Origin of the sequence: Enterococcus sp. HMSC076E04 (genome assembly GCF_001814285.1) — a bacterium.
Taxonomy (GTDB): domain Bacteria; phylum Bacillota; class Bacilli; order Lactobacillales; family Enterococcaceae; genus Enterococcus_B; species Enterococcus_B lactis.
Map to the genome: position 1 here is coordinate 1 of NZ_KV815597.1, position 16366 is coordinate 16366.

The following is a 16366-nucleotide window of genomic DNA, read 5'->3' on the forward strand; positions in this document are numbered from 1 at the left end:
AAGAACCATTTACACAAAATTATTGACGCTCCCCTCTAGTGCCCTTCGTATAATAATTATCATATTAGAATAAATACGTTTATTTATTTTAATAATCATCACTATTCACGTCAAAACAGAAAAAAATAAAAAGGAGGGGAAAAATGACGACCACAGGGAAGAAGCTGAAAGTTGTTTTTGTGCTGATATTATTGAGTTTATCGAACATTCTGCCTGTAACTGCAACAGCAGAAGCTACAGATAATCCAACGATGTTAGAAATCATTTCAGCTGAAATCACTTCAGATCAATCTGGGAAAAAAGCACTGAACGTCAAACTAAATGCGAATAACAACAGTACAGAAAAGGTAGAGAAAGAAATTGGTCTAGTTGAGAATTACTTAAGAGATGTGGAAAGAAAGGAAGGAGATGGCTATGCTTATCAGGTAAAAAGCGGGAAAACCACGCTGGAAATCTCTCCAAACACTAAACAAACGATCAATCTAAGTCTTCCAATCGATCCAACACTTTATCACAGCCAGACAAATAAGCTGATCGTCGATAATAAAGAGTATGACATTACTGATGCGACAGAACACAAGAAAGAGACAGAAGTGTCAACACCAAATACAGACGAAACAAAAGAAGGAATATCAGAAGAAAATGAAAATTCTGTCAGTCCCTTTACATTGCCTACATTGTCTTTGCCAGCTATGACTGTTTCAGCTAACCAGACGATTCCTACAGAGTATACGACGGATGATCAAGGCACTTATCCTAAAGCCAATTGGCAACCTACAGGAAATACAAATGTTCTTGATCACCAAGGTAATAAAAATGGATCAAATCAATGGGATGGGATAAATTCTTGGGATGGAGATCCTAATGATCGGACTCATTCGTATATCGAATACGGGGGAACAGGCAATCAAGCAGACTATGCGATACGTAAGTTTGCAAAGGAGACAACTACACCTGGATTGTTTGATGTTTATTTGAATGCCCGTGGAAATGTACAAAAAGATATCACGCCTCTTGATCTCGTATTGGTCGTAGACTGGTCAGGAAGTATGAACGACAATGATCGGATCGGTGAAGTAAAAATCGGTGTCGATCGTTTTGTCGATACTTTAGCAGATAGCGGTATCACAGACAAAATCAATATGGGATATGTCGGCTACTCCAGCGAAGGCCATCTGTACAGTAACGGTACTGTGCAGATGGGTTCATTTGATTCAGTAAAAATCAAGTAAAATCCATCACACCTTCATGGACAAATGGCGGTACTTTTACACAAAAAGGACTAAGAGATGCAGGAGACATGCTATCCGTTCCAAATGGACATAAAAAAGTGATCGTCTTGCTGACGGATGGTGTACCGACATTTTCTTATAAAGTACAGCGAGTACACGCACAATCAAGCAACGATTATTACGGTACCCAGTTTTCCAATACTCAAGATCAGCCGGGAAATACTTCTCGAATTGCAAGAAGCTATTATGCACCTGACCAAAACAACCAATCCAGAAGAATAGACAGCACATTTATCGCAACTATAGGAGAAGCGATGGCGCTCAAAGAACGAGGAATCGAGATACATGGTCTTGGTATCCAACTTCAAAGCGATCCAGCAGCTGGTCTATCCAAAGCAGAAGTAGAGTCTCGTATGCGGCAAATGGTTTCAGCAGATGAAAAAGGTGACCTTTATTATGAATCAGCCGATCATGCAACAGATATCTCTGAATATCTGGCTAAAAAAGCTGTACAGATCTCTGCAACTGTAAGTAATGGACAAATAAATGATCCAATCGCAGAACCATTTATTTATCAACCTGGTACACTTTCAGTCAAAAGCGTGGGAACAAACCCTACAACAGTTACTCCAACTATTTCTATAGATGGAAATACGATCAAGAGCAATCAGATTTATTTAGGAAAAGACCAAGAAATCCAAATCCATTACCAAGTGAGGATCCAGACAGAAAACGAGGACTTCCACCCGAATTTCTGGTATCAAATGAACGGTAGGACGACTTTCCAACCAAGTATTGACACTGACGAATTAGCTGAATTCGGTATACCATCTGCTAAAGCTCCCGGAATCAATCTTCACATCAAAAAATTATGGGAAGAATTTGACAATAATCCAGCTAATCGTCCAGATCAAGTCACTTTTGAAATCCAACGGAACCATACAACAGATGCTGCAGCTTGGAAAAACGGATATATCCGCATCACTAAACCAGCTAAAGATACTGCAAATTCGTGGGAACGTGCAGACGTCGACAAATTATCTGCAAATAGCGGAGAAAGTTATCAAGAGATATTATCACTGCCTCAATATAATAATCAAGGTCAAGCATTCAGTTACCAAACAATCAAAGAACTACCTGTACCAGGATATGATTCTCAACAAATAGATGCACTGACATGGAAGAATACTAAACAATTCACACCGTTAGACTTAAAAATAACGAAAAATTCCTCTACAGGAGAAAAGAAACTCATTGGCGCTGTTTTCAAATTAACAGGAGATTCTATTGATACTTTACTAACTGATAATGGTGATGGGACCTATTCTCTTCCGGAAAATGTCAAATTGCAAAAAGAAATGACTTATACACTGACAGAAACAAAAGCTCCAGAAGGGCATGAATTAAGCAAAAAGACTACTTGGGAAATCAAGATTGCTTCTGATGGTACGGTAACCATTGATGGAAAAACAGTCACTACTTCCGATGATACGATCCAGTTGACCATTGAAAATCCTTTTGTTGAAATTCCTATAGCAGTACGTAAGTATACGATGCAAAGGACGGGCAAAGAGATGAATCTTAAAGGTGCAGCTTTTTCCCTACAGAAAAAAGAAGCAAACGGTGCTTATCAGCCAATGGACAGCCAAACAACGAATGAAAAAGGCCTTGCCATTTTTGATTCACTCACACCTGGAGAATACCGAGTCGTTGAAACAGCTGGTCCTGTCGGATATGATACTTCGCCGGGAAATTATGAATTCCAAATCGACAAATATGGAAAGATTATTTACACGGGGAAAAACACCGAGACAACGAATGGCATGTGGACGCTCACTCATCAAAATCGATTAAAAGCGTTTGACCTGACAGTACACAAAAAGGAAGACAACGGACAGGCATTAAAAGGAGCCAAATTCAGACTGCAAGGACCAGAAATGGACTTAGAATTGCCAAAAGATGGACAAGAAACGGACACCTTTCTATTCGAAAATTTAAAACCTGGAACTTATAAGCTGACCGAAACCTTTACACCAGAAGGATACCAAGGACTAAAAGATCCAGTTACTATCATCATAAAAGAAGATGGATCGATTCAAGTGGATGGACAAGAGTATGAGTCTGTTCTTTCACCAGGAGCCAAAAACAACCAGATTTCTTTAGACATCACGAATCAGGCAAAAGTACCATTACCTGATACGGGAGGAATTGGCCGCTTAGGAATCTATCTAGTAGGGATGATTGGTTGTACATTTTCTATTTGGTATCTTTTTTTCAAAAAAGAAAGAGGGGGCAGCTAATATGAAAAAACTTGGTTGGCTTAGTATGTGTCTCTTCTTATTACTGTTTAAACCTGCTTTTACTCAGGCAGTAACAGCAACAGAACCAGATATGGTCCAGATCACTTTGCACAAATTACTGTTTCCAAATGGCCAACTACCGGAAAACCAGCCAAGTGACGGACAAGAAAAAGAGTTATTGCAAACGTATCGGGGATTGAATGGAGTCACATTTCAAGTTTACGATGTCACAGAATCTTTTTACCATTTACGAGAAAAGGGGAAAACAGTAGAGGAAGCACAAACAGAGATTGCAAAAAACGGTAAGTCTTCTGGCACGTTTATCGCAGAAGCAACAACCGCAACTCTGAACAACGAAGATGGTATTGCTTCTTTTTCTCTACCTGCCAAAGATCATAAAAAAAGAGAGAAAGCGTATCTTTTTATTGAATCCAAAGCACCAGAAGTCGTCAAAGAAAAAGCAGAGAACATGGTAGTTGTTCTACCTGTATATGGACAAAACGATCAAGAACTTTCATCTATCCATTTGTATCCTAAAAATGAAGAAAATAACTACCCTGATCCTCCTTTTGAAAAGGTATTAGAAGAAACGAGGAATAATTTTACGATTGGTGACAAAGTCACTTATTCCTTGCACACGACGATCCCTATGAATATCTTAGACTATCAAAAATTCGTATTATCAGATAGTGCGGATGGAGCATTAACGTTTTTACCTAATAGTCTAACGATGTCATCGAATGGACAAAAGCTATCCGAAGGATTTGTCATACACACGAAACCACACGGATTTGAAATTGCATTTTCGATTCCTTCGCTAGAAAAATATGCTGGAAAAAACCTGACCATTTCTTATCAGATGCAGCTAAACAGTACAGCTCAGGCGAACAAGGAAATCAATAACAACGGAACACTAGATTTTGGTTTTGGTATCAGCACAAAGAAAGTCTCTGTATATACAGGGAGTAAGCAATTTGTCAAAATCGAGACAAATAAACCAGATAAACGATTAGCTGGCGCAGTATTCCTTATTAAAAACAAAGCAGGAAATTACCTCCAGCAAACAGCCAACGGATACAAGTGGACAAAGAACGAATCAAATGCGCTTCACCTGATTTCCGATAAAAATGGCGCTTTTTCAATTTCCGGGTTGAAAACAGGAAGTTATCGATTAAAAGAGATCGAAGCACCTTCTGGTTATATTTTAAGTGAAACAGAAATTCCGTTTACCATTTCAACTTTTCTTTCTGAGGATAAAGAGGCGGACAGTATATTGAAAGTAGTCAATAAAAAAGAAAATAGCCGTCCATTTCTTCCAAAAACAAACGAAACGAAAAATACACTTTTAGGCGTTGTTGGTATGGTATTCGCAAGCTTTACAATCTGGTTGTTTATCAAAAAAAGAACAGGAGTGAAAAAATGAAAAATCATAAAAAAATAAACGTTATGTTAGGAGTACTTTTTCTTATTTTACCATTAATCACAAGTAGCTTCGGCGCAAAAAGAGTGTTTGCGGAGGATACAGCAGCTCAAGTCATTCTCCATAAAAAGAAAATGACTGATTTACCCGATCCTTTGATTCAAAACAGTGGGAAAGAAATGAGTGAATTCGATCAATACCAAGGATTAGCCGATATTTCATTTTCCGTTTATAACGTCACTCCAGAATTTTATGCGCAACGGGAGAAAGGAGCATCGGTGGATGCAGCAAAACAAGCAGTCCAGTCTTTGACTCCTGGTACACCAGTTGCTTCAGGAACGACAGATGCTGATGGAAATGTCACTTTATCTTTACCTAAAAAACAAAATGGGAAAGATGCAGTCTACACGATCAAAGAAGAACCAAAAGACGGAGTGTCAGCTGCCGCAAACATGGTTTTAGCTTTCCCTGTATATGAGATGATCAAACAAGCAGATGGCTCTTATAAATACGGGACAGAAGAACTAGATACTATCCATCTCTACCCTAAAAATACAGTCGGTAATGATGGAACGTTGAAAGTTACAAAAATCGGTACTGCCGAAAACGAAGCACTAAATGGAGCAGAATTTATTATTTCTAAAGAAGAAGGAACACCAAGCGTCAAAAAATACATCCAAAGTGTCACAGATGGATTGTACACTTGGACAACGGATCAAACGAAAGCCAAACATTTCATTACTGGTCATTCTTATGATATCAGCAACAATGACTTTGCCGAGGCAACGATTGAAAAAGGTCAGTTGATCGTCAATCATTTAGAGGTTGGAAAATATAATTTAGAAGAAGTAAAAGCTCCTGATAATGCAGAAATGATTGATAATCAAACAATCACGCCTTTTGAGATCCTGGCAAATAGCCAAACACCAGTAGAAAAGACCATCAAAAATGATACGTCTAAAGTTGATAAAACAACACCTCAATTGAATGGAAAAGATGTCGCAATCGGTGAAAAAATTCAATATGAGATTTCTGTCAATATCCCATTAGGTATCGCTGATAAAGAAGGAACGCAAAACAAGTACACAACATTCAAACTTATCGATACTCATGACGCTGCTTTAACATTTGATAATGATTCTTCAGGAACGTATGTTTATGCCTTATATGATGGAAATAAAGAAATCGACCCAGTAAATTATTCTGTCACTGAGCAAACAAACGGATTCACGGTTTCAGTTGATCCGAATTATATTCCTTCATTAACTCCTGGTGGTACGCTGAAATTCGTTTACTATATGCATTTGAACGAAAAAGCAGATCCAACCAAAGGATTTTCTAACCAAGCAAATGTCGATAACGGGCATACAAATGATCAAACACCACCGTCAGTCGATGTCGTTACTGGGGGCAAACGATTTGTTAAAGTAGATGGTGACGTTACATCAGACCAAACACTTGCTGGAGCAGAATTCGTCGTTCGTGATCAAGATAGTGACACAGCGAAATATTTATCGATCGACCCATCCACAAAAGCCGTCAGCTGGGTATCGGCGAAAGAATCAGCAACGGTTTTTACAACCACAAGTAACGGTTTAATCGATGTGACAGGTCTAAAATATGGCACGTACTATCTGGAAGAAACGAAAGCACCAGAAAATTATGTTCCATTGGCAAACCGCATAGCATTTACTGTCGATGAACAATCTTACGCAACAGCAGGACAGTTGATTTCTCCTGAAAAAATACCAAATAAACACAAAGGTACACTTCCTTCAACAGGTGGTAAGGGAATCTATCTTTATATTGGTGCAGGTGTGATCCTTCTATTGATTGCTGGATTGTACTTTGCTAGACGCAAGCATAGTCAGATTTAATCTTTGTACATGAATTGGAAAGAGGAGCAGCGGATTACGCAAATGCTCCTTTTTCTTTTATTATCAAACAGTCATCACAAGGAGAACACAAATGAAACCAAAGAAAAGGAAACTTCTAGATCTGCTGATGCTTTTCTTGCTTCTCTCAGGAATAGGGATACTAGCTTATCCATTTGTTAGCGACGCGCTGAATAATTATCTGGATCAGCAGATCATCTCTCATTATCAGCAACAAGCGGTCAAAGAAAATGAAGCAGTCATGGCCAAAATCCAAAAAGACATGACAAAGAAAAACCAGCAATTAGCAAAAAAAGGAGGAAATCCCGGTGTTGATCCCTTTACTAAGAAAAAGGAACCAGTGAAAACAGACAAAACCTATTTTGAAAAACATACGATCGGCGTTCTGACGATTCCTGAAATCAATGTCCATTTACCGATTTTTGACGAAACAAATACCGTGCTGCTAGAAAAAGGCGCTTCGTTATTGGAAGGGACATCTTATCCTACTGGGGGAGAAAGTACGCATGCCGTTATTTCCAGTCATCGGGGACTGCCTCAAGCAAAGTTGTTCACTGACTTGCCAAAACTGACTTTAGGTGATTCTTTCTATATCGAGATCAACGGACAGACACTTGCTTATCAAGTCGATCAGATAAAGACGGTAGAACCAACTGATACAAAAGACCTGAGAATCGAAAAAGGGAAGGATTTCGTGACACTACTGACTTGTACACCTTATATGATCAACAGTCATCGCTTACTTGTCAGAGGGCATCGCGTTCCTTATCATGCAAAAAAAGTACAGAAAGAAGTACAGAAAGTATCTGAGAACAAACGTTTCTTCCTGTATGGATTGATAGCTATAAGTATACTGATTTTTCTGTTTCTTATTTATCTTTTTCGGCAAACATTTAAAATAAGAAACAGAAGGTAACTGTGTCTCTTTTCTATGATAGATGTATTCAAAGCAATGCGTAAACAAATAAACTGGCTGAAGTTTGAAAAAGAAAACTTCAGCCAGTCTATATTTATAACGATATCAAAGAAAGCTTGTCTCAATTTTTCCGATATTCTTTAAGAAGGCCTTTTTGCATCAATTCTTGTTTGTTTTTCAAATTGCGGATATTCTCTTCAAAATTTTGAGAATATATCACTGAGAATAACGTATTTAATACGTAATCGAAGGCAATTTGAGAGGAGAAAGTCGCTACTTTAGCAAAATCATATTCCTCCTGCGATATAACAAGACACATATCAGCCTGTTTGGCCATTTCTGAATGCTGATTTCCGGTAATCAATAATGTTGGAGCTCCTACATGCTTTAGATAGGTCATTATCCGTTCATAATGATGGATACGACCGCTGTAGCTAATAAAAACTGCGCAATCTTCGCTAGTCAAATTGGCTGCATTCCAAGAAGAATCGCTATATTCTTCGGCCAAGATCAAAAATTTATTCAACTTGACCATTTTATTCTGGAACTTCCTTGCCGTGATTTGGGAATCGCCTTTTGCAAAAAGAAAAATTCGCTGTGCGTTGTTCAATACTTTACTGATGTGATCCAAATCTTGATGCTCGATCTGCAATTGCGCTTTTTTTATTGACTGGATTGACAAATCTGCCATTTTCTTTGCAATTTGCTGTGTGTTATCTTCACTTGAAAAAGGAAAATTAGGATCGACCGTTTGATTAAACTGGGCAATCAATTGATGAACTTCCCGTCCTAGTTCGAAACGAAATTCTTTAAATCCGCTGAAGCCCATTTTTTTGCATAAACGAATGATAGCTGAATGGGAAGTATACGTAGCTTTTGCTAATTCTTCAATCGTCATGTAGACTGCGGCTTCGATATTCCTCCGAATATAATCAGCGATCCGTTTCTCTGTCGTGGTAAACAACTCTTGTTTGGTTAATTTTTCTTCAATAAGCATGATCTGACCTCCAAATTCTATCTTACTGATAAATGCTTGGTTCCGCCACTCTCTTTTTGATTTTTTACCTTACTTTGAACATAAATTTCACCAAACCAAATGATAACAAATGTTTTTCTGAACTTTTTTGCCAGAATGGCTATTATAGACACTTTCTATATTTTTCTAAGATATACTGAAAACAACAATAAAAGGAGGCACAAATCATGCTTACAATCGCTTATCTCGGCAATGGAAAGAGTACAAATCGCTATCATTTGCCATTTTCAAGAAAACTTACGGACAAAATCAATATCAAAAAAATTTTTTCCCCATCTAAACCAGTGTGGGAAACATTTGAAGACATCGAATATACCGATCAGCTGTCTGATCTTTGGAATGATCCTGAGATCCAATTAGTTGTCATTACTACGCCAAGTCAATTTCATTATGAATATGGAAAAATGGCACTCGAACATGGAAAGAATGTATTGGTAGAAAAACCTTTTGCAGAAACGTCAAAGGAAGCAGAAGAGTTATTTGCATTAGCAAAAGAAAAAGGGCTATTTATCCAATGTTACCAAAACAGACGGTTCGATTCTGACTTCTTGACAGTCCAAAAAGTAATCGAAAGCGGAAAATTAGGGGATATTTTAGAAGTAGAAATGCATTACGATTATTTCAGACCGGAAGTACCAGAAAATACGCATGAATTTTCTACTGCAAACAGCTATTTATATGGACATGCTTGTCATACAGTAGACCAAGTTCTTTCTTATTTCGGCGAACCAGATGATATCCGTTATGATGTTCGTCAACTATTAGGGAAAGGACGAATGAATGATTACTTCGATTTGGACTTTTTCTACGGAAACATGAAAATTTCGATAAAATCCAGCTATTTCCGTATCAAAGAACGTCCAAGTTTCGTCGTTTATGGAAAAAAAGGGATGTTCGTGAAACAAACGAAAGATCGGCAAGAAGAACATCTTAAAATGTTTTATATGCCTGATCATGAAGACTTTGGGATCGACTTGCCCGAACACTACGGTGTATTGACTTATATAGATGAACAAGGGGATTATCATGAAGAAAAAGTGATTTCCGAGGTCGGTGATTATAGTCGCGTCTACAAAGGCATTTACGAGACATTAGTCAATGGCGCTGAAAAAGTCATTAAAGATGAAGAAACAATCTTACAGATGAAAATTTTGGAAGAAGGAATCAAAGGCATTCAAGAATCAGAAAATAAAAGATGAAAACATGACATATTTGTAAGAATCGGGTTTGTTTTTGACGCACAAACTGTCTTATTGTACGATGAAAAAGTATAGAATTACTAGGAGGAACCAATATGACAAATTATGATGGTGAAAAACACAAACGATTAAGAGGTTCAATGGCCCCTAAAACGGAAGATGAAGTAGCTTTAGCAGGTACTAATTCTGGTGAAACAGAAGATAAAGAAGAATCATTAGCTGGTACAAACTCCGGTGAAACAGAAAACAAAGAAACAGCTTTATCCGGTTCAAATTCTGTAGAAGAAGAATCAGAGCCTAACGAACCTAATCACTTTGAAAAAGATATCGAAAAAGCGGTTGAAGAGGTCAAAGAAAAATTTGCAGAACTGACTTCAAAAAAGAAACACGATCATCATTAATTCATAAAAGCAGGGAGCCATTTGGTCACCTGCTTTTTTTATGTATCCCGATAGAGGTCGTTTGGTACAGTCGTAAAAAAATCTAACTGTAAGTTGTACCAAACAACCCTCGATTTAAAAGCGGTATCATACTAGAATACAAATAGGAGGTGAACAGCGCTGTGAACTACAAAATTAGTTATCTCCTGAAAACACCCAGAGAAATCAGTCTAGAAAGAGCAGCCGAGATCATCGAAGTAAATATAGACGAGGCAATTAACCAACTAACTCCCTTTGCCGAATATATGGATGAGACCCATATCCATCTGAAAAAATTTCGAGCGATCGACTGGGCAGAAAAATACGTGAATATCACTCGCTTTGAAGCGGTGTACACCGAACAAGAGCGTAGAGATCTTCTTTATTTGATGGTCTATTCGAATAGCATACCTATTTCTGTATTTCATTTTCAAGATTTTCTTCAGGTTTCTAAAGGAACAGTCCTATCGGATATCAAAAAAGTAAGAAAGGAATTAGAAGGGGAAGAATGTCAGCTGACATATACTAGAAAAGCAGGCTTTAGGCTACTGGGGGCAGAAGTAATATTGAGAAAGGAAGCAAAAAATCGCACCGCTCGTTTAATGCAATCGCTCGCTGGAAGATTTGGTCTCACGTATTTAACCGCAATGCTTTCTCTTGATTGTTATGCAAAAGCTAGAGATTTGTTAGATAACACAATCTCTCTATCAGATCTACGCTTTGCACCCAATCGAATGGATGAGTTAGCGTATTATTTAAGTTTGACCACTAATCGAATGGGGAAAATATCTGTAGAAAAGGTAAAAGATGCTGAACTTTTAGCTTCTCTTGCGATCAATGACATCAGCCGACAAATATTGACTGGCTTAGGCTATTCCGAACATCTAGAGTCAGAGATTCTATTTCTCTCTCTTTGCTTAGCCTCCATTGTTGAAGGAGATATCCAGGAGCCTGCACTTGATTTTTTGCTGGAATGTTCTTCAGAAGTCATCCATCGCATGGAATTCCTGATGGCCGTAGAATTTGATTCATTTCGTGAATTATTGATGAATGTCTTTTATCACTTGGTACCTGCCTATTTTCGTATCTCTTATTCTTTTTACTTGCCAAATGTGATGATTGATCAAATCAAACATCAATATGCTTCCATCTATGAAATGACAAGAAAAGCATTGCGTCCGTTAGAAAAACGGATAGGGAAGAGCATCCCTGAAGAAGAGGTTGGTTTTTTCACTATACTATTCGGCGGAGAAATAAGAAAAGTAGATGAAGAAGAAAGAAACAGAAAAATAAGAGCCGTGATCGTCTGTCCAAGTGGCATTAGCTCTTCATTGATCTTGAAAAGCGAACTTCAGCAATTATTCCCGATGATCCTTTTTACAGAGACCAATTCAGCTGATCGCTTGCACGAGGTTGATGAAACTTCTTACGATATCGTTTTTTCTACTGTGCCTCTCACGCTTACGAATAAGAAAAAGTCGCTGTATGTCCTACAACCAATCATGACTGACTTGGAAAAAAACCAGCTGATCAATCAAGTACAAAGAGATTGGCTGATACCAGGATTCTCCATGCCTTCTGCTCAAGAATTGCTAGCTGCGCTACTTCCATATATCGAATTAAAAGAAGGTGTAGATGAAGAAAAGCTCTATCAAGTCTTAAATCGTAAAATGAACAAACTTTTAGAAAAGAAGGAGGATCAACGTCCTATGCTATCTGAATTATTAACAGAAGAAATGATCCAATTATCCGATCAACCAAAAAACTGGCAAGAAGCAATCACACTTGCCGCACAACCACTATTATTAAAGAATAAAATAGAGGAGAGTTATATCAAAGCGATGATTGAACGTGTGGAGCAGTATGGTGCGTTTATCCACATCGGCGACCACATCGCACTGCCGCATGCTCGTCCGGAAGACGGTGTAAACGAAGTAGGGATGTCTTTGCTGAAACTTCAACAACCAGTTGATCTAATCGATGATCCTGCTCATCCCATCAGCTTATTTATCTGTTTAGCCGCTATCGATAACGAGGCACATCTTCGGGCGTTGGCAAATTTAACCAAGCTACTTTCTAATAAACAAAATCTTCAAGAACTATTACAAGCCTCAACAAAAGAAGAAATACTAGCAATCATAAAAAAGGGAGACGAATAACATGAAAATTTTTGCAGTGTGTCAAAGTGGATTAGGAACAAGTTTTATGGTAGAGATGAACATCAAACAAGCTCTTGCAGATCTTGGAGCAGATGTGGACGATTTCGAAGTAAGTCATACGGATGTTGGGAGTGTATCTAGCGATATGGCGGATTATTTCTTCATTGAACATTCTTTGAAAGATACACTTACTTCTATACCGGATGAAAAACTCGTGCCGTTGCAATCGATCATCGATAGTGATGAAGTAAAAGAAAAAGTAGGACAGATCTTGTCAAAAGAATAAAAATGATTCAAGGGAGGAAATATCAATGGATAAATTGTTGAATTTGTTTGTTTCAATCGTCAGTCAGCCCTCCATCCTCGTTTCTCTGATTGCACTGCTTGGGCTTGTTCTGCAAAAAAAGAAATTTTCAGAAGTGATCCAAGGAACCATCAAAACATTTGTCGGATTCTTAGTATTGATTGGCGGCGCTGGACTGATCAGTAATTCATTAACCCCTTTCGCTTCGATGTTCCAAACGGCTCTGCATACCCAAGGTGTAGTTCCAAGTAATGAAGCAGTAGTGGCGATTGCTTTACAACAATTCGGGACACCTACTGCCTTGATCATGCTAGTAGGGATGATCGTGAATATTCTACTTGCTCGATTCACAAGATATAAATTTATTTTTCTTACAGGTCAAGCGATGCTTTATGTTTCTTGTCTGACAGCAGTCATTTTAGTAAGCGCTGGATTTACTGCAAACGTGTGGATGATCTTATTAGGAGGGATTTTTGAAGGAACACTATTAACTATTACGCCCGCTCTTTGTCAACCATTCATGAAGAACATTACTGGGAACAACCAAGTTGCGCTGGGGCATACCGGCAATATCGGTTATGCGTCTAGCGGGTGGATCGGTAAGTTCTTTGGAAATAAAGACCGCTCTACAGAGGACATAAAGATTCCTAAAAGTTTCAGTTTTTTGCGAGATTCTACTGTATCGATCATGCTCTTGATGTCAATCGTATATGTCGCACTTGCCTTATTAGCAGGTCCTGGATTTGTTGAAAGAGAATTAAGCAATGGAGATAATGCTGTAATCTTTGCATTGATCCAAGCTGGAACATTTACAGCAGGGTTTGTTATCGTCCTTCAAGGGGTTCGGATGGTGTTGGCAGAAATCGTTCCAGCATTCCAAGGAATCGCTAAAAAGCTTGTACCTGATTCTAAACCAGCGTTAGATGTCCCTATCGTTTTTCCATATGCACCTAATGCTGTATTGATTGGCTTTTTTGTCAGCTTCTTTGTAGGAACGCTATCGATGTTTGCCATGATAGGCTTGCAGACTACAGTCATCATCCCTGGAGTAGTTGGCCATTTCTTTTGCGGAGCTGCTTCTGGTGTTTTCGGCAACTCGACTGGCGGTAGAAGAGGGGCGGTATTAGGTTCTGCTTTCAATAGCTTATTGATTAGTTGGTTGCCATTATTTATCCTTCCGGTATTAGGAGATCTTAAAATCGCTTCTTCTACATTTGCCGATACTGATTATCTAGTACCAGGACTTGTACTTGGGAAACTAGGAGAATACGGTCAAATGGCATTGACAGTCGGAATCATCGCTTTCTTTTTACTTGTCGTATTATCTAGCTTTCTTTTTGCCGGAAAAAGAACAAACATTGTTTCTAAAGAACAGAATTAAGCAAGCTTCAAAATAAAAACTGCTTGGACAATATCAGAAGACGATCGAATGTTTTCTGATAGGTCGCAAGCAGTTTTTTGTTTTATGCATTTATTTTTGAATGGCTTGTTAAGGCAAGTGGCTGTTTTGCTAGAAGAGGATAACTTTTACCATTCATTTTCACTGTTCCGCCTGTTCTATCAGAAGTAATCACGATCTTATCTTCTTTTTTTTCCAGCGAAATCATTCCATCTTTGATAGGTAGCGTACAATTCAGTGTTTCAAATGAATCTAGATTAGGTTGTATCATAAATTCCTCATAACCTGGCTTTGTTGGATACAAACCGATAAAATAGCGTCCTAAAAGATAGATTGGGCTTGCTCCCCATGCATGGCATAAGCTTTTTCCATAAGGATCTCCATACATACTGTACTTTTCATTTCCTGTTTGAGTAGGGTCGTATTCTTCCCAGAAAGTTACCGCATCATGTGATAACATCCCTCCCCAATAATCAAGAATCGTTTGGTAGACGATTTCCGTCTGTCCTAGTTTGCATAAGGCATCTTGTTCATAGAATTTAAAATAGGGGGTAGTGATCTGTGTGATCGAGTCATTCAACAAGACATTCTTTAAAATCGATTGCTGTTGTTCTTTGTTAGCAAAATCGAATAAAACAGCGAAAATATTCGCATGACGCGTCACATTTCTTCTCCCAGATTCATAGCAATCGATAAAAGCGCCAAGTTCTTCATCCCAAAAGTAGTCAAATAGGTTTTGTTTCAATACCTGATATTTTTCTTGATAGAGATCAGTAGGATAAATTTCAGCCTCTCCATATGTTTCAGCTAAGATATTTCCGCAAGTGATCATAGAGTGGTAGGCTTTCAGTAATAGGACTTGTTCTGCAGCAAGCGTTCCTTCTTTATCCATTTCAGACCAATCAATAAAGATCCAATCTTTTGCTCTTCCATAAATAAACCCTAATTCATTCGTTTGTTCCATCAAGTACCTCATCAATGATTGCATCTTAGGATAGACAATACGTAAAAATTCGCAGTCTTTCGTCATCATATAGTGGTTTTCGATGCCAATCAGCCATAAGATCGAATAGTCGACAATCGTATTCATATGTTGCTTGATTTCATTTTGTCCTCTTAATGCGAATATCGTTCGCTTATTGATTTCCTCGTCAAAGAAAAGATATTGATTGATCATAAATGATTGATACGCATCTCCAGACCAAATCCAGCGGTCTCGTTTGATACCGTCGATAAAAAACAAATCACTACATAACTTGAAAGTTTCTTCTGATACTAACCAGATCTGATTCAATAAAGAAGAATCGCTTAAAAAAGTAGCTTGTTTCGAAAGAGATAAAAATTCATGAAAAACTTGAAGTTGAACCATTCCAGTAGAAACCTCCGGTATAAACAAATAGCGAAAAGCGCGTTTACGAGCTTTCATTTTTCTTGTCATTCCAATTTGTTTATAGTAACAATACTCGATATCCATAGCTTCTACATCGGACTCTCCATAACATAGAGTGATGGATTCGATAGGATCGTCCAGAGATATTAGTTCTACACAGCCATTCACTGCTCGTCCAAAATCGAATAAGACTCCTCCATTAACCTCCGTTTCAGTAACTGGATGGACACATTCTTTTTGATAATAGATTTGATTTGGATCTTTAGCGATATCGACATAGAGTGGACTCCAGCCAGCTGGGTATTCTTCAATAAAGTTGCTTGCTGTCCAGCCGATATCTGATTTTATTTCATCTCCCTCGATAAACATCGCTGGTAGCCCAGATGTATGTCCAACGAAGATCCGGATTTTTACTTTACCAGCCGGACAAGTCAGCCATTTTCCACATGGATGCTTTTGCCCATTAATTTCTACGTACCCAACTCCTTGGATCGTCACTTTGAACATGGAAGGATGATCAAGAAAGTAATATCTCTTAAACTTGACATTCCGATGACAATCATCCATGTACCAGTACGCCGGCCAGTCGAAACCTCGTTCTTCTCGTTGGAAATTTTGTAGCAGTCCATGGCGGATCTCAAAGTCTCCAGGATACCAAAGCCATCTATTTTGTGATTTTTCATTTGTCATTTTGCGC

The 16366-nt window shown here is 38.3% G+C and carries 10 protein-coding genes and 1 pseudogene; 9 read left to right on the top strand and 2 right to left on the bottom strand.

What is annotated here, in order from left to right:
- The first annotated feature begins 143 nt into the window (after positions 1-143).
- From HMPREF2961_RS06720 to HMPREF2961_RS06735, 4 genes and pseudogenes are all read left to right on the top strand, one after another.
- Positions 144-3532: pseudogene (locus HMPREF2961_RS06720) on the top strand (SpaA isopeptide-forming pilin-related protein).
- A gap of 1 nt (position 3533) precedes the next feature.
- Positions 3534-4955: a SpaH/EbpB family LPXTG-anchored major pilin gene (locus HMPREF2961_RS06725; protein WP_070704381.1), complete on the top strand. Its 1422-nt coding sequence runs from the start codon at positions 3534-3536 to the stop codon at positions 4953-4955.
- On the top strand, positions 4952-6829 hold the full coding sequence (locus HMPREF2961_RS06730) for a SpaH/EbpB family LPXTG-anchored major pilin (RefSeq protein WP_070704384.1): 1878 nt from the start codon (positions 4952-4954) through the stop codon (positions 6827-6829). Before HMPREF2961_RS06725 ends, HMPREF2961_RS06730 begins: the two co-directional genes overlap by 4 nt.
- A 91-nt stretch (positions 6830-6920) precedes the next feature.
- Positions 6921-7763: a class C sortase gene (locus HMPREF2961_RS06735; RefSeq protein ID WP_002315026.1), complete on the top strand. Its 843-nt coding sequence runs from the start codon at positions 6921-6923 to the stop codon at positions 7761-7763.
- Positions 7764-7884: 121 nt separating this feature from the next.
- On the opposite strand, the gene HMPREF2961_RS06740 is transcribed toward HMPREF2961_RS06735, so the two are convergent.
- The gene (locus tag HMPREF2961_RS06740) at positions 7885-8760 is read right to left on the bottom strand and encodes a MurR/RpiR family transcriptional regulator (protein ID WP_002315027.1); all 876 of its coding nucleotides are present in this window, start codon (positions 8758-8760) and stop codon (positions 7885-7887) included.
- Positions 8761-8966: 206 nt separating this feature from the next.
- Here HMPREF2961_RS06740 and HMPREF2961_RS06745 point away from each other — a divergent pair, with 206 nt between their 5' ends.
- The 5 genes from HMPREF2961_RS06745 (at position 8967) to HMPREF2961_RS06765 (ending at position 14261) form a co-directional block, all read left to right on the top strand.
- Positions 8967-9998, top strand: a complete 1032-nt coding sequence (locus tag HMPREF2961_RS06745; protein ID WP_002315028.1) for a Gfo/Idh/MocA family oxidoreductase — start codon at positions 8967-8969, stop codon at positions 9996-9998.
- Between the two features lie 95 nt (positions 9999-10093).
- The gene (locus HMPREF2961_RS06750) at positions 10094-10399 is read left to right on the top strand and encodes a hypothetical protein (RefSeq protein ID WP_002315029.1); all 306 of its coding nucleotides are present in this window, start codon (positions 10094-10096) and stop codon (positions 10397-10399) included.
- 161 nt (positions 10400-10560) lie between these two features.
- Positions 10561-12576 carry a BglG family transcription antiterminator gene (locus tag HMPREF2961_RS06755; protein ID WP_002315030.1) on the top strand — a complete coding sequence of 672 codons (2016 nt, stop codon included), beginning with the start codon at positions 10561-10563 and terminating at the stop codon, positions 12574-12576.
- Between the two features lies 1 nt (position 12577).
- Entirely contained in the window at positions 12578-12862 is a 285-nt protein-coding gene (locus tag HMPREF2961_RS06760) for a PTS sugar transporter subunit IIB (RefSeq protein ID WP_002315031.1), read from the top strand.
- A gap of 25 nt (positions 12863-12887) precedes the next feature.
- Complete coding sequence (locus tag HMPREF2961_RS06765) at positions 12888-14261, top strand: PTS ascorbate transporter subunit IIC (RefSeq protein ID WP_002313768.1); 1374 nt, start codon at positions 12888-12890, stop codon at positions 14259-14261.
- Between the two features lie 82 nt (positions 14262-14343).
- On the opposite strand, the gene HMPREF2961_RS06770 is transcribed toward HMPREF2961_RS06765, so the two are convergent.
- Positions 14344-16359: an alpha-L-rhamnosidase-related protein gene (locus HMPREF2961_RS06770; protein WP_002315032.1), complete on the bottom strand. Its 2016-nt coding sequence runs from the start codon at positions 16357-16359 to the stop codon at positions 14344-14346.
- Positions 16360-16366: the final 7 nt, after the last annotated feature.

Coding starts and splice junctions, on each gene's coding strand:
- HMPREF2961_RS06735 (WP_002315026.1), top strand. CDS start 6,921: ATGAAACCAAAGAAAAGGAAACTTCTAGATCTGCTGATGCTTTTCTTG.
- HMPREF2961_RS06770 (WP_002315032.1), bottom strand. CDS start 16,359: ATGACAAATGAAAAATCACAAAATAGATGGCTTTGGTATCCTGGAGAC.
- HMPREF2961_RS06725 (WP_070704381.1), top strand. CDS start 3,534: ATGAAAAAACTTGGTTGGCTTAGTATGTGTCTCTTCTTATTACTGTTT.
- HMPREF2961_RS06765 (WP_002313768.1), top strand. CDS start 12,888: ATGGATAAATTGTTGAATTTGTTTGTTTCAATCGTCAGTCAGCCCTCC.
- HMPREF2961_RS06730 (WP_070704384.1), top strand. CDS start 4,952: ATGAAAAATCATAAAAAAATAAACGTTATGTTAGGAGTACTTTTTCTT.
- HMPREF2961_RS06740 (WP_002315027.1), bottom strand. CDS start 8,760: ATGCTTATTGAAGAAAAATTAACCAAACAAGAGTTGTTTACCACGACA.
- HMPREF2961_RS06750 (WP_002315029.1), top strand. CDS start 10,094: ATGACAAATTATGATGGTGAAAAACACAAACGATTAAGAGGTTCAATG.
- HMPREF2961_RS06760 (WP_002315031.1), top strand. CDS start 12,578: ATGAAAATTTTTGCAGTGTGTCAAAGTGGATTAGGAACAAGTTTTATG.
- HMPREF2961_RS06745 (WP_002315028.1), top strand. CDS start 8,967: ATGCTTACAATCGCTTATCTCGGCAATGGAAAGAGTACAAATCGCTAT.